The organism is Vibrio sp. 10N.261.46.E11, assembly GCF_041472735.1.
Taxonomy (GTDB): domain Bacteria; phylum Pseudomonadota; class Gammaproteobacteria; order Enterobacterales; family Vibrionaceae; genus Vibrio.
Genome location: NZ_JBFRQW010000017.1, coordinates 36,810 through 53,248, shown reverse-complemented (window position 1 = coordinate 53,248; position 16,439 = coordinate 36,810). Strand labels below are relative to the sequence as shown.

General features: G+C 47.7%; 4 protein-coding genes. All 4 read right to left on the bottom strand.

The features are described from left to right. Nucleotides 1–30: 30 nt before the first annotated feature. Genes AB4407_RS05465 through AB4407_RS05450 form a run of 4 tightly spaced genes read right to left on the bottom strand, consistent with a single transcriptional unit; the run spans nt 31 to nt 16,050 of the window. Nucleotides 31–5,949: a beta-ketoacyl synthase N-terminal-like domain-containing protein gene (locus AB4407_RS05465; protein ID WP_372119411.1), complete on the bottom strand. Its 5,919-nt coding sequence runs from the start codon at nt 5,947–5,949 to the stop codon at nt 31–33. Beyond that, entirely contained in the window at nt 5,946–8,009 is a 2,064-nt protein-coding gene (locus AB4407_RS05460; protein WP_372119409.1) for a PfaB family protein, read from the bottom strand. Before AB4407_RS05460 ends, AB4407_RS05465 begins: the two co-directional genes overlap by 4 nt. Continuing rightward, a complete protein-coding gene (locus tag AB4407_RS05455; RefSeq protein WP_372119407.1) occupies nt 8,009–15,859 on the bottom strand; it encodes a phosphopantetheine-binding protein in 7,851 nt (2,616 codons plus the stop codon). The genes AB4407_RS05460 and AB4407_RS05455 overlap by 1 nt, the downstream gene beginning before the upstream one ends. Continuing rightward, nucleotides 15,859–16,050: a hypothetical protein gene (locus AB4407_RS05450; RefSeq protein WP_081090155.1), complete on the bottom strand. Its 192-nt coding sequence runs from the start codon at nt 16,048–16,050 to the stop codon at nt 15,859–15,861. Before AB4407_RS05450 ends, AB4407_RS05455 begins: the two co-directional genes overlap by 1 nt. Nucleotides 16,051–16,439: the final 389 nt, after the last annotated feature.

The window sequence follows — 16,439 nt, the reverse complement described above, 5'->3', positions numbered from 1 at the left end:
CTTTCCTAATTCTCTGTCTCTAATGGCGGCTTATGCTTTCTTGATACCAGGAGCTTTATCGGTAGCAGGGGCTTCTTCGATACAAATCGCGATGTCTTTCACTTCGTAAATACGCAGACCATCTTTGCTCAGGTTTGCGTCGCCAACGATGATGCGTTTGCCGTCTTCGTCTTTGATTGCAGTGATGTGTACATCCAGTGACATCTGTTTGTTCAGAGGGTTAATCTGACCACGGTATTTCCATTTCACTTCAGATTGGATTTGACCAAACTTAGGATTGCGGAAGCCAGCGCCAAGGTCTTTGTTTAGCGCGTAGGTTTGCATCAGTTCGATGATCGCTTCGACACCTAGAGAGCCTGGCATTACCGGATCTTGATGGAAGTGGAACTGGAAGAACCAATCGCTTGGGTCAATCGTACGCTCAGCGTATAGGTAACCTAGACCGTCTTTACCACCATCGCTTGTGATCTGCACAGTATCGATAAAGTTCAAACGACCGCCAGCCAGTTGGTAGTGTTCTTGCACTTCACCAGTAGCAGAAACAGGTGCATTGAAGTAACGAGTCGTTTTGTCTAGCAGGTTGATGTTTACATCCGGTGTGCGGTTGTTATCAACGTGCCAAGGGTGAGTCACTTTACCGTTGTCCAAACCAAGCTGATCTTTCAGTGCTGCGCCTTTGAAGTAACCAAATACCGCTGTACCTTGGTAGAAAGGCACGCCGTCAGTGCTCAGTTCGAAGCTAAAGCTCTGTACGATGTTAGTGCCCATCATTACGGTTGAAAGCAGGCGAGAATCGTTGGTGATCGTTTTGCCGCGTAAGTCGACGTTACGCAACATTTTGCCGCTGCCATCTAGGTTACGGAAAAACAGTTCTTCACCTGGGAAGCCAAGCGTGGTGCCCATGTAGCCTGAGATAAAGCCGTTTGGCTGCAGTGAAATCTCCATCAATACCGAGTAAGGCATTAGGGTCTGGTGGCTGTTTTCATCAAAGTACCATGCATTTTCTGGCACTTCGTACTCTGCGATACACGATGAAGGTTTCTTGAAGTCGCCACGCTTACCGTCGATCTCAACAACACGAGTAGTTAGCTGTAGGTCGCCACACGGAGTACGTGGTGGAATCATGCCACGGTAGATAGAGAAGTCAGGGCCGAAACATTTCTCGATATCGCCTGTTGCGAATTCGAACATGTGGTAAGGCGTGAACGGAACCGTATCTGGAGTGCGATTTGGGTAATCTGGAGTCACCGGCGCTTCAACGTGTTGAAGAGGAATCACGCCTTTATTTGGCGCTGTTTCTAGGTCTTCAATTTGCGCCATAAGTGGCGCATTTGCTGAAGCTTGTTGATTCACTGCTGGTGTATGGCCCAAGTTTTCGATAATAGGGGTTGCGACAGCTGTTTCTAAAGAAGGCAGGTAACGAGTACATTCGTCGTCTTCTTTGATCATTACACCTAAGTTTTGGAAATCAACAATCACTTTGCCGTTCAGCAAGATATCGATGTTAGCTTTTGCGTATGGGCGAGGGCTTAAACCAATCTCGGTCACTTCCATGCGGTAAGTCAGTTCTGCCGATTGTGGTAGAACTTGACCACGACAGCGTACTTGTTGAGGCGCATTTTCAAGCGGCTGGAAACGACCATTTTGAACAAGCGTGTGCATGCCAAGGTGCATCATGAAGAATTGCAGCAGTTGACCACAACCTTCTGCCATCAAAGATCCGGCCATTACTGAGTCATCTTTGAAATGACAAGGGAAGTACCAATGCTCAGGCTCTAGCTGTTTGTGACCTTCAATCAGCCCAAGTCCCCATGTGCCGCCTTGCGGTTCAACACGGCTGACCTTTTCGATCATCATGAATTTTTCTGAGCTGAAACATAAAGAAGGCTGGTGGCGATCAGATTGGTGAGTTGGGCCAAAACACTCTGCGATGTTGGCAGTCAGTAGGTGACGCAGTTCTTGGTGGTTAAACTGGGTTTTAGGGCAGTGCAACATAGGGTCGAAGCGTTGCTTAGTGGCAAGCTTACGAGCCTTGATCTCGTCTTCAGTGTGAATCACCCCTTTGCCGTCTGCTAGCTCTTCATCAGTGAAGAAGCCTGCACAACCGTTGTCCATTTTCAGGATCATCTTGTCGCCAACGAAACATTCGTACGAGAAGAAGAACAGTAGTGTGTCGCCATTGCGAGCAAAGCTGTTGATTGAGATGTCGTAACGCAGTGTGTCGCCACCACGAGGCAAGTCGCCAAGGAAGGTCAGTGTACAATCAAGCAGGCGATAAACACGCTCGCCTTTGTTTTCAAAATCAATACCTAGGTAGCTGATCAGCATTAGGTCACACTGACCAGATTCTACCGCTACAGCCCAAGGGATCTGACCATCGACAAGATACGGCGCATCAACTGGGATGTCGTATTCTGTGGTCATGGTGCTTGGCTTGTACTCGTTCACTGTCGCGTTGAGCTTAGTGACACGAGATACCAATAGGTAGTCGGTGGTTGGCAATCGAACGCGGCGCGAGTAGCTATCGATGATCGCGTAGCCAGGACCAAATACATTGGCGATATCACCTTCAGCGTATTCAACCAGATCATCGTAATCCCAGATACATGGCTTACGGATAGGTTTTACTGGTGCTGGCGTCGTAAGTGCGTTTACTGGCACTGACTGAACTTGAGCTGGTTGAGCTGATGTTTCGGCTGAGCTATCTAAACCAGACGTAATTGCGTTTAACTGTGCCTTTAATAATGCATCAGCCATCTGCATGCCTTGGGCACGAGTGTGCAGGAATGCTTTGTGTACTTGCTGCGCCGCCTGCTGGTTTTGAGCAAAGGCTTGGTTGTGTGGCGTTACAGATGGCTGTGATGCTGCATTCGTATTAGCGTTGATGTTTGATACGCCATTTTTAGCGGATAGGACATGAGTCATATTGCTGTGGTTACCTGTTAGCTGACTGTGGCGAGTTGGCGCCAGAGTTGGGGATACTGATGTAGGATCTTCGATGACTGGCTCTATCGCGTTTTGCGCTAATGCTTTCTTCTCTAACTCTTTTTGCACAAGAGCTGCTTGAATGCTTGCTGTCGTAGGAATCGACGCCACTCTTGCCGCTTGCTTGCCAGAAGCTTTCTGTTGAATGTGCGCTAGGTTAGCGATTGGTGTCTCTGCTATGTGTTGGTAAATATCGCGTCCACCGAGAGTCACTTGTTTAACCAATTGACGCTTAGCATCACTTGCCAGTTCACTTCTTAAACGAACAGAAAGTGATTGAGATTCAACACTCGATTGGCTTAGTAGCAGCTGTGAACATTGTCCTTCGCTGATGTTGGCAACAATCGCGTTCTTAGAACTGATGCTTGGATTCATAGGTGCAAGGTTCAGGTTAAGGAGACCGTGTAGCAGGCTTGCCATACCAGAGGCTGCAGAGCAGTGACCCACACGCTGACTCGCTTGAGTCGTCTTTGTGTTCCCTAAACTTAGAGATGAAGACTGATATGATGAAGATTCTGGTGCATGGTTAAGCTCAAGCAGAGATACATCGTTCGAGTTCATACCGACTTGAGTCAATAACTCATCAACAACGGCGTTGTTACGCTCGCTTGAGCCAAAGGCTAATGCGTTGATGCTGCCGTAAGCTGTCTCTTGGTTGCGCGCTACTCGACCTTCTTCCACAAGAACAATTGCACCTGCGCCTTCACCCACATTCCAACTGCCGTCTTGCGGTTGTCCGAATTTTGGAGAAAGTGACACTGGGCTCACGCTGTTCTTCAGAATCACATGTTCCGCACTGCCGCTTAGGTCGACGGCTGCAATCACAACGGCGTCCATGGATTCTTGCGACATCAGGTTTTGCGCGACATCGATACAACGAGCAACTGACTGCTCAGCGGCTGAAATCGTAAAGGCTGGGCCGTTAAAGTCCCACAATGAAGAGATGCGCGAAGCCATGATGTTACCGATGAAACTGGTGTATTGGTTCAGCTTAGCTGCGTCCATCACACTGTCCATCGCGATGGTTTCTAGCGCTTGGTATTCGTCTTGAGTTAGTTCGATACCCATGTTGGCAAAGCTGTCAGCCAATTGGCTATGCAGGTTTACGCGTCCACGGAATTGGTGCATCTCAAGCTCAGTTTCCATCGCGACCAGTACTGCAACCTTTTGGCCAGCCACAAGCTTGGCATCTTTGATCGCTTCGTCTGCCACTTTCATCAGTAGCAACTGCTGAGAGATCAAACGGTCATCTTCATTTGGCGGCACTTTGAAGCGAAGGAAATCGAGATCGAATTGATCGATGTACGCTCCGTTTGGAATACCGTGTAAACCAAACTGATTCAGCAGTTCTGGATGTTGGTCTAAGCCTTTCCAGCGTTTCTTAGGTAAAGCAATGAAAGCATCGTTGTTGGTTTCAATCGCAGTGCTTAGCGCGTTGATGCTTTGCAGAGAACCAAAGTGAGACGCTAGACCTGTAATGCTTAAATTAGACGGTTGTAGGCTTGGAGAAGCCGACTCTTGAGTCTGGTTTACATGACTGGTGTCTGAATACGCTTCAAGCAGTAAGTGAGCGTTACAGCCACCGAAACCAAAGACAGAAACACCCGCACAGCGCTCTGAGTTGCCCGCTTTACTTGGCCAAGATTGAACCTGCGTTGGCAGAGTCTGTGAGCCAAATAAACCTTCTGGCGACGATAGTGGCTTATCCAAGTTAATACTTGGCGGAAGCACACCTTCTTTCATCGCAAAGATCATTTTCATGATCCCTGGCATACCCGCCGCAGTCAGCAAGTGACCGAGGTTGGACTTAGCAGAGCCAATCAATGGCGGGTTCGAACCATTCAATTTGTCAGCAAAGAAACGCTCCATTGAGGTTAACTCAACCTTGTCACCTAATGGTGTGCCGGTTGCGTGACACTCAATCACTTCTATGCTGTCTGGTGTTAGGTTTGATGCCTCGTAAGCGCGTTCAAAGGCTTGTACTTGTCCTTTGCTGTTTGGGCTTAATACGAACTGGCCACGGCCATCGTTTGATAGACCAATGCCGCTGACGACTGCGTAGATGTTGTCGCCATCACGCTCTGCATCAGCTAAGCGTTTTAGGACTAAAACACCAGCACCTTCGCCAGCAAACAAACCTTTGCTGTTGCTATCAAACGGAACCGACACACCGTGGTCAGGGTAAGCGTGGAAGATGGAAAAACCCATGTTGATGAAGAATGGGTCTGCACCGGATACCGCGCCTGCCAACATCATGTCGGCTTTGCCTGTATTCAAGTAATCACACGCTAACTTCAATGAATACACTGAACTTGCACATGCCGCATCTAGGCTAAGTTGCACGTTGCCTAAACCTAGCGCATCAGCCACTAACTTAGAGGCGTTGTGTGCTGCTGCACCGTTGATCGGATTGAGGTCATGAGCCGTTTCATTGGTTGGTAGCAGTGAAAACTGATCATTAGCCAATTTAGCTTGTAGTGCTTTCTCGACCACTGAGTGATACATCGGCAGAAACAGGTCGTTCGAACGTGTGGTTGGGAACGAAAGGGCACCCATTATGACGCCTGTACGCTCTAAAACATTGGCATTTAAATCAATGCCGGCGTCTACTAAAGCCTTGCGACTGGTATCCAAAGCCCAAAGGAAACTCTGGTCGACACCTTTGAATGATTCGGCTGTTAAGCGGTAGCCATTGCTGTCGAAATTGAAGTTTTCGATGTAGCCGCCTTTATCACAGTAAAAGCGGTCTGATTCACCTTGCACGCCCTGATAGCTTTCAGGTTTAGCGCCTAATTTTTCAGCGCTTAATGTGGTTCGAGAATCTTTTTTGTTTAGCAGGTTTTGCCAAAAGTCTTTTGGCGTATCAGCTTCTGGGTATTGGTTGGCAATACCGACAATTGCGATCTTGTTGCACTTCACTTGCTGTTTGTTCTGAGCCTGATTCTGGTTTGATTGAGAACTCATACTAGCTCTCCTTGATGATTCACTGGGCTGCCTTGAGACACACCGCTTAATTGCTTAGCGGCGGTGATCTGTTGTTCTAGCCCTTGAATAAGTGGCTCGACAGACAATGGGATTTGATGAGTAATGAACTGACCAATGCACTTGATGAGCGTGACAACATCATCACCACCTTTGGCATTGGAAGCGATTGAGCAGTACTGGTCTGCTACGTTGTCGCTGCGGTTGATCTTGTCGATCAATGTGCTGGTTTGACGATCGGCACCCACTTCAACAAACAGGCGAGCACCTTGCTGACGTGCACTCTGGATCAACGCGGTGAAATCCAGCGTCGAACAGAAAGTATCGGCAATTGAAAGGGCGATGCTGTCGCGGTCGATATTGATTGGTGCACCAGTTGGCAAGCCAGCTGCGCTGATAAAGCGGATATGCTTTGGCAACTCGTCGAATAGTGGTTGCGTGTAAAACTCTCGCACTTGGCTATGCTGACTTAACGCTGGTGTGGTGTGCATTGCGGTAACACGGTTCGCGGCAATGCCACGTTTACCCAGTTTCTTGAGCAGAGCACGACAAGTGCTTTCACACCCGGCCAGTACGCAGGTGTCACCTTGGATGATAGCGAGATAAGCACGTGGAAATTCGGGTAATAGAGCCTCAATCGCTTGCGCATCACTGCGAACCACAAAGCTATTCCACTGGATGCTTTCGTCGCCGTTTAACTGCCAATCTTGACGCACCGCGGTGAGTTCGCCAGAAATAGCCGTCGTGAAAATTGGACTGGTTTGAGTCATCTCAATCAGCGCATGTGGGTTCTTCCAAACATTTAAGCTAGCCCACATGGAGGCTTCACCCTTGGAGTAACCTAAAGCGAAGTCTGGCTGCACTTTGAATTCATCACATAGCAGTTGTGTTAACAGATAACTACTGCCGACACCTGCAATTGCCGATTCACTAAGCGACATTTCTTGCGAGTCTTCAGCGTAGGTTTTGTCAGCCTGCAGCATTTCTTTCAGGTTACCTTCGCGCTCTAAACGAGCAAATAACTGTGGGAAATGGTGGTGAAATTCACGCAACATACCGGGATAAACCGTGCCAACACCTGGGTAAACAAATGCAACGCCACCTTTGCTTTGAGGCTTCGGTGAGAAACAACTGCCCGCTGGAGTCTTGTATTGGCTATTGTCAGCCATTACTTTTGGCAACGCATTTTCTAGCGCTGTGATCTCTTGTATTGCAGCCTCAGTTGAAGCTGCCTGAATCACGATGTTCGCACCAACGCCAGCATTGTGCTGAACGCTTTGGAAGTGACTTAGGTTTGAATGCATCATGGTGGCGATAGCAAGTTCACGGTCTGCCGATTCGTTAACGCATTTAAGCTCTTCTCTTAACGAGGCTAACAGAGAAACCAATTCGGCTTGTTCGTTGCCAGAAACCACAAACATCAAACGCTCGCTTGATAGCAAGGGTTTTGGTTCTTGCAAACCGGTCGCTTGAGTCAATATCAGGCTGGTGGCTTTTTGGCTATCGTCACTGAAAGTTAACGCAGCAACACGTGCTTTGTTCGGCTCAGTGAACCAGTAATTATTAGCTAGTGAATGGTTAGGTAATGAATGGCTCGGCAATGAGCGGCTCGATATTGCATTCACCATATTCAACAATTGACCAAACTGTTGCGAAGCCGATAAGTCAGAGTGTTGCTGTTGATGACTTAAATCTGTAGCGGGGCGGCGCGCAATATCCAGAGCAAGCTGAACGCTATCTCCAGTAGCTGTATCTACAAAACCCGCTAGATAAGCGTGTGGATGAATCTTGTTTTGAGCAGCGGTCAGTGCACTCAACATCACTAAGGATAGAGCGTGAGAATCCAAACAAAGCTTAACAACATTACCTTGACTGACTGCCTCAATAGCTTGAGCAAGTGCTTGATTAAAATTGCCATCAACCACAACAGTCATCATCTCAGGAAGCGAAGGTGATAAGTTGGCAGAAAGCTCAGCTGCGTTTGCTGGCTGAGCTAAAAGAGCGATGCGCAATGGCATCGCTTTATTAGTAGGAACAGTCACTATGACAATTGCTCCTTTTCTGGGTTCTTAGTCGCCTCTTTCTTTGATACTGCTGAGCTAGACTTCGGCAAAAATGCGTCGTTTAAGCTCTTGCTGATGGTGACTTTTGCACCTTTCATTACTGCGCTTAAACGACCATCTTGGTGGTAAAGCGAGATATCAGCTTGCAGCGAACGAGCCGTGCTTTTTATCACGCTCAGCTCTAGCCAACCTTGGTCACCATTGTGCATCGGTGCGTAACAAATAAACTCACCGATTGCAGACGGTAGGCTTGCCGCGCCGTATTTCAATCGAGCCCATACCAACATGGCTTGCAACAGATAATCTTCAGCAAATGGCTGGCTATCACCAAAACCTTGTTTAGGAATAAATGATCCGCAGTCGCTGTTTTCAATCTGAGGCAATTGGCACTGAGCCAGTAAGCCTAAGTCGTCAAAGCGTTCAACTGAGGTAATACCTTGCAGTCTTGGTCCGTGAAACAGAGTGCCGTCGCTGTATAGAGCTTGTGCCGTTGTTACAGGTGCTGAAGTGTTGGCTCCAAAGCGCTTTTCTGACGCTTGTTGAACATCTTCAGACACTTGCACAGAGGCAACTTGCAACTGAGCTTGATACTGTGGTCGCCCTTGGCAACTGATCACCGCTTTTAGCTGATCTTTTGATTTAGCGTCAGAAGAAAGAACCAGTTTCAGCTCTTGCACTTCATCAGTATCAAAAATCACACCCTTAAGCAGTTTGTAGTTGTGAACGCTAACGTTCACCCCTAACAGTTGCTCTGCGACTTCACGCATCCATTGGATGGCACACACTGTCGGTAACACTGGGTTACCGGCAATGCAGTGATCTTGAATGAAAGGCAATGCCTTAGGATCAAGACGACGTGTCACAGTGATGCTTGTATTCAGCGGACTCTTTGCAAGATGCACAGACTCCGCATTAAGCTTTTTTACAGCAGCTTCCTTGTTGTCAGAACCTTGCATGCTCGTACCAACCAGCAGTTGAATGCCAGTTTCGTTCAGTAGTTGAGAACTAAATAGCTCTGCACCCGCCTGAAGAGGAATCACGTACACACCACGCTCTGTAAACATACGTTTCAGTGCTGCGTTTACCATGCCGCCGTCCCACGGTCCCCAGTTGAAGCTCATTACTTTCGCTTGAGGGTTACGCGCAGACAGTTGTAGAGCCGCTTTGTTTAGGATCTCGTTAGACATTGAGTAATCGCTTTGGCCTGTGTTTCCATAGAAACCCGCCGCCGAAGAGAACATCGCAATCAGTTTTAACTTGCCGCTATCAAGACCACCAAGAACCGCTTCTAGTCCGCCCACTTTGGTGCCGTAAACCATGTTCAGTTCATCAAGTGTTTTATCTTGAATATGCTTGTCAGCCAGTACACCTGCACCGTGGATAAGACCACTGATACCGTCGAAGTTTGCCAGTGTTTTTGCTACTGACTCATGGTTCGATACATCTAGGCTTAGGTATTCAGCGCTCGCGCCAATCTCATTGAAAGCGGCTAGTGCTGTGTTGATTTCAAGGCTGCTCAATACCGGTTTTAGCAAGGCATCAACTTTCTTCGGCGTTGGTTTGTCACCTGTTGCTTGCAGGTGAGCGATAGCCGCTGGTTTTAGCTCTTTCTCTTGCTTGCCTTGTGCCCACTGAGGTAGCTCAGCTGAAGTAATATGCTTACTACGACCTGCAAGAATGAAATGAGACTTACATTGCTTAGCAAGCGTCAGTGCACATTCAAACGTCACGCCTTTAGCGCCACCAGTTACGAGAACTTTGTCGCTCTTGGTGAGTTGAGCGCCTGTGTTCTTCGTTTGTGCAGCACCCGGTGTTGCCGCAATCAATGTTGCACGACCAGATTCCCCGTTTTCTGCATGGCTAAGGCCGATTTCAACCGTGTTGGTATCGATGTCGAACAGTTCGCCTGTGATAGCTTCAGCTAGGTGGCTTGCATCAATCGAAGCTTCAGCATCCAATGCACGGCAGAACACGTTTGACCATTCATGGCTCAGTGTCTTCGTTAGACCAGACAACGCAGCTTGGTTAAGTTCTGCGTTCGCTAATTGCTTAGTATCTAGGTAACCAAAGCCACCATCAATACGGCTTAGTGTGAAGAACACACTGCGACCAGAAACGGCATTCAGTTGGCCATTTAAGTGCTTGGCGAATAAGAACGCTGTCGTCAGTGAAGCTCTTGAGTCTGCATTCAAGTTAACCGCTTGCTCGTTGCTTTGTTTAGCATCAACGATAGCTTGTAGGTGAATGAAGCCAGCAATCACTTTGTTCGACGTTTTCAGGTCTGCTTCGATGTCGTTAATAACTGCAGTCACACCCGCATCATCGACGCTGTTGAGTGTGTAGCTTGCGATTTCACTGTTTAAAGGTGACGCGGCAGAAAGAGCACTACGCACTACAGCAACTTGAATGCCGTTAGCGGTCAACTTTTCTGCTAGAACACCAGCGTTGTGACCATCATCTGTGATCACGACACAAGCGTCTTTTGAGAAACAATCGACGAGTTTATCTGCCGCTGGTAGCTTTTTTAGCGCTACCTCATTGTGTGGAGGAAGTTCCGCTGTCGCTGTTTCTGCGATAGGCGTTACTGATTCAGCTTTTGGAGTCGCTACGGGTGCAGCAGCGGATAGCTTGCTTTGCATGTAAGTAACGATTTCACCAAGCGTACGACACTCAGCTAGGTCTTCAGGGTTTAGTTCTGGCAGTGTTGGTAGCTGGTCTTGAACTGTACCTAGGATCTCAACGCGTTTGATAGAGTCGATACCAAGGTCTGCTTCCATGTCCATCGCTAGGTCGAGCATTTCTGCGGGGTAGCCAGTTTTATCGGCAACCACTTCCATCATTGTTGATTGTACATGAGCAGGATTTAGGTCATTGCTCGTGCTTTCTGCAGCGGTTGTAGCTGCTTCTGGAGCGACTGTCGCTGCTTCCGAACTAGGAGCTAACTTGCTGTTCATGTAGTCAACGATTTCGCCAAGAGTACGACACTCAGCCAAATCTTCAGGGTTCAGCTCTGGCAATGTTGGTAGCTGATCTTGAACTGTTCCAAGGATCTCAACACGTTTGATTGAGTCGATGCCAAGGTCTGCTTCCATGTCCATTGCTAGGTCTAGCATTTCTGTTGGGTAGCCCGTTTTATCAGCCACTACGCTCAGCATTGTGCCTTGAACTTGTTCTGCGTTTAAACCGTTTGATACTGCTTGCACTGGTGCAGATACTTGAGCCACTACTGGAGCAGAAGCTGGAAGCTTACTGTTCATGTAGTCAACAATCTCACCAAGAGTGCGACATTCAGCGAGGTCTTCAGGGTTTAGTTCTGGAAGAGTCGGTAGTTCATCTTGAACCGTACCAAGAATCTCAACACGCTTGATTGAATCGATACCAAGGTCAGCTTCCATATCCATTGCTAGATCTAGCATTTCAGTCGGGTAGCCCGTCTTCTCTGCTACCACCTCTAACATCGTCTTCTGAACAACAGCTGCATCTAGTCCATTGTTAGCTGCTGCTGGAGCAACTACTTCCGTTTGTGCTGCAACTGGTGCAGAAGTTGGGAGCTTGCTGTTCATGTAGGCAACGATTTCGCCAAGAGTGCGACACTCAGCTAAGTCTTCAGGGTTTAGCTCTGGAAGAGTAGGCAGTTCATCTTGAACCGTACCAAGAATCTCAACACGCTTGATTGAATCGATACCAAGGTCTGCTTCCATATCCATTTCTAGAACAAGCATTTCCGTTGGGTAACCGGTCTTCTCAGCAACCACTTCTAGCATGGTTTGTTGAACGACTTTTGCATCAAGACCGTTAGCAGCTTGAACAGGAGCAGTTGCGCTTGGTTGTGCTGCCACAGGCGCTGATGCTGGCATCTTGCTGTTCATGTAGGTAACGATTTCACCAAGAGTACGACATTCAGCTAAATCTTCAGGGTTCAGCTCTGGTAGGTTCGGCATTTCGTCTTGAACGGTACCAAGGATCTCTACGCGCTTGATTGAGTCGATACCAAGGTCTGCTTCCATGTCCATTTCTAGATCAAGCATTTCCGTTGGGTAACCCGTTTTCTCAGCGACCACTTCTAGCATCACTTTTTCAGCATCGGCTGATTGTACTGCCACTGGTGCAGCCACAGGATCCGGTTGCGCTTTAACTGGCACAGGTTGAGCTGCAACAGGCGCTGCCGCTTGAGCCGCTACTTGTGGTGTAGGAACGGCTTTCTGTACTGGAGCTTGCTGAGCTGCTGTCTTTTGAAGCGGTGCAGCTTGAACTGGCACAGCCTGTACAGGAGCAGCTTGTACTTGAGCTACAGGCTGTTGGACGATAGCTGCTGGAGTAGTTGGAGCTTGAATCACTGGTTGAGCATTTACTGGCGCAACGAAGGTTGGTTGTGCCGTTTGTACTGAACCTTGCGTCAGCATATTAAGTGCTGAGTTGTTGCTGTGCGCTTGCATTTCTAGGTAATGAGCGTGAGCTTTTAGCGTTTCAGCTTGGTGCTGGTGGAACATTTCCATAGAACGCTGTAGGTTATCAGGAATTGCTACGCCTGCTGTTGCCATTTTCGCTTGCTCAGACATTAGGGTGTTGAACGTGTCACCGTATTGCTGAGGAATCGCAAGGAACTGCTGATGTACTTCTGCTGCTTGTTGTTGAGCATTGAAGAACGACTGCAATGAAGACTCATCTACCGTTACTTGAGCTGCTGGCTGAATAGTTGCTGGGGCAGTTTGAACCACTTGTGATTGTGGAGCAGCTGTTCCTACTTGTGCACTTGGTGCTGGAGCAGTTGACTGTTGTACATTTGAAGCTTGAGGAGCAGCCACAGGTACTTCAACGATTTCTGTTTTAATCACTTCTTTTTCCACGATTTTCTCGACTTCAACTTTCACTTCAACAATCTCAGTCTTTTCGGTGACGTTGCCCGAAGCCAATGATTGATCCATTTTCTTACGAGTAGCAGGGCTGATGTAGTTGGTTGCATTCAGCTTGATGTTCATTGGTGATGCCTTCGCAGGTTCAGCAATGTCAGCTTGGTAAGGGTCAATGTTGTCTAATGAAACACCTGCCACACATAGTTGAACTGCAGCTAAACGAAGCTGTTGGTCACTGTCGCCTTTAGGGCTTGGGTTGATACTGATTGCGTAAAGCTCTTCGTTCTTATCAGCCAATGTTTTCTCAACCAGCTTTTGAAGAATGTTTTTCGGACCGAACTCAACGAATACACGCGCGCCTGCTTCATACATCGCTTCAATTTGCTCGCTGAAACGAACCGATTGCAGCATGTGCTGTTTGAATGCTTTCTTAATCGCTTTAGCGTCTTTGCTGTACAGCTTGCCCGTTGCATTTGAGTAAAGCGGCAGTGTTGGAGCGCTGAATGAAGCTTTATCAATTGCAGAAGCAAATGGTTTTTGAGCGTGAGCAACAAGCGGTGTGTGGAAAGCCCCAGAAACTGGCAGAGCAATCGCTTTGAAGCCTTGTTCAGTTAGCGCTTGTGCTGCTTGTTGAACCGTCGCAGTTGGACCTGCAATAACCAGTTGAGTCGGAGCGTTGTAGTTAGCAATACTCACGCCTTCAAATTGGCTGATGCAGCTTTCAACGGCTGGAAGTTTGTCTGCATCTAGGATGACTGCAAACATAGTACCGCTGTCGCCTTGTTCAGGTGTCGCTGCCATCGCATCGCCACGAGCGAAAGCTAGCTGGTAGTAATCTTCTTGCGAGATAACACCCGATGCACATAACGCGCTTAGCTCACCAAAGCTGTGGCCTGCGACCATATCTGCTTTGAAGCCAGCTTGAGTCATGATGTCGAACTGACCCATAGACACAGTACCAATTGCACTTTGCGCATTGGCCGTGTTGGTTAACACAGCTTCTTGAGCTTTGGTTGCTTCTGGTGTGAAAGTTGGAATTGGGAACAGAATTTGCGATAAGGCCGTCTTCTTGTGCTGACCAAATACTTGATCCGCTTGAGCAAGCTGTTGGCGCATTTCTGGGTAATGACAAGCAAGCTCGCGACCCATGTTGAGGTATTGCGAACCTTGACCTGCAAATAGTGCCGCGACTTTACCTGCACCGTTTTCAGCAATCAGTGCTGACTCACGGTAGCTAGTACCGTTCGGCATCTGCCAATGTGTTTTGGTTTGGCTCTCAAGCATAGAAATCGCTTGAGTCAGTTGCGCTTGAAGGTCTGCTTGGTCAGTCACGACTAAACCAAGACGAGCATGCTGATCGTTTACTTCACGTAGAGAGTGTTGCTCAGCAAGTGCTTCCAGTTTGAACGCAGCATCGGCAGCTTGAGTTGAAACCTGTTTTAGCTCGTCGATCAGTGCTTGGCGAGATTCTGCGCTGAACAACAGAGTTTGCGGTACTTGGCGCTGACGGTATTTGTCACCGCGAGCGTGCTCTGGCGTGTACTCTTCTAATACAACGTGGAAGTTAGTGCCACCAAAACCGAATGAGCTGATACCTGCACGGCGCGGTGTGCCGTCGACACGTTGCATCCAAGGGCGCGTTTGTGTGTTTAGGTAGAATGGTGAGTTCTCGATGTCCAGTTTAGGATTCGGGCTCGACACGTTGATCGTTGGCGGAAGTACTTTGTGGTGTAGTGCCAGTGCAGCTTTGATTAAACCTGCAGTACCGGCGGTTGATTTGGTGTGACCAATTTGAGATTTCACAGAGCCTAATGCAATGTGTTGCTTCTCTTCGTTGTTCTCACTGAATACCGAGTTTAAGCCACCAAATTCAGCCACATCACCTGCTGCGGTACCTGTGCCGTGCGCTTCTAAAAGGCCAAGCGTGTGCGGTGCGAAACCAGCATCATCGTAAGCGCGTTTTAGTGCTTTTGCTTGTCCTTCAGGGCGAGGCGCGTAGATACTCTTGAACTTACCGTCCGAAGAAGAACCGACACCTTTAATCACTGAGTAGATTCTGTCGCCATCGCGCTCTGCATCTTCAAGACGCTTAAGAGCAACCATGCCAATGCCTTCACCAATCATCATGCCTTTGGAGTCGATATCGAAAGGTTGAATGGTTTCATTAGTGGTAAATGCAGGTGTTTTCGAGAAACTCATGTACATGGTTGGTGAGTTATCAGTACACACACCACCTGTGATCATCATTTCACTGCGACCTTCAACCAGCTCACTCAGAGCCATGCGCATTGCGGCTAGAGAACCTGCACACGCAGCATCTACTACACAGTTAATGCCACCAAGGTCAAAGCGGTTAGCAATACGACCTGAAATAACGTTACCCAATGAACCAGGGAACGAGTTCTCTTCCCAGTGGATGTATTGGTCTTGGAACTTTTTGATCAGCATTTCGCTGTCTTCGTCGTTGATGCCACTGCTCTTGAAGACTTTTTTCAAAACAGGGTATTGAAGACGAGCATTTAGGCTTTGAGCGATCTTCTGACCACCACCCACACCGAGCGTAATACCGATCTTATCGCGATCGTAACCTTCAGGAAGTTTCGCATCTTCAAGTACTTCTTTTGCCACGATCAGAGAAAGCAGCTGTGACGTATCAGTCAGTTCAAGGATATTTGGCGGAAGACCGAACTCCATAGGGTTGAAGTCAACTTCTGGGATGAAACCACCGCGCTTACAGTAAGATTTGTCTGGCGTTGTACGATCTGAATCGTAGTAATCTTCTGGACGCCAGTGCGTATCAGGCACTTCGGTAATTGCATCGATCTTTTCGCTGATCAAATCCCAGAACTTGTTTAAGTAACGAGAGTTCGCAAACATGCTTGCCATTCCAACGATAGCAATAGGCATGTCTTTAAGACGTTTATTAAGTCGAGTGTCGTCGACTGATTCCGGGGTATTTTTTTCGGGTTGGCTCATTATGAGTCTCCACTTGAAATCACTGAGGGCGATGTCGTGTTTTGAGGCTGCGCTTTTAAAGCTATAGAAAGAAAATCTGAAACAGATTTAGGGAAGCGCAGCTGAAAATTCAGGTTGCTGAGTGGCGGCAACCAGATAGAAATTAGGCTTTCGAAGTGCGTTGACTTACGAGAGTAGGGGAGGTGTTTCATGCGCGACGGTGGCATTCAAATGTTGAGGCGATGTCCATTAAAATCCTGTTCAAAGTCTGACTAAACGACAAGTCGGTATCCGCAAAGAAAACGTGTGAATTTGTTTAATGGTTGAGCAGGCTACCCGAGGTGAGTGGTCGATACAATGCTCCCAGAGGCCACTATGATCTGTTCAGACCAGATGAATTTGGCATGGTTTTGATTTTTGTATTTTTAATTTAATTAACTTATTGATAATTAATGGGTAAGAGTGGTTTTTTAGTGTTTTTGCTCTATATTTTTAGTTGGTGAGATCTATGTCATATTTTTGTAAGTAACATTTAATGGATGCCTCTTGTGTAAGGCTAAGTGTGATCTGTGTTTTAATTTGTTATTATTTGAAAAATTAG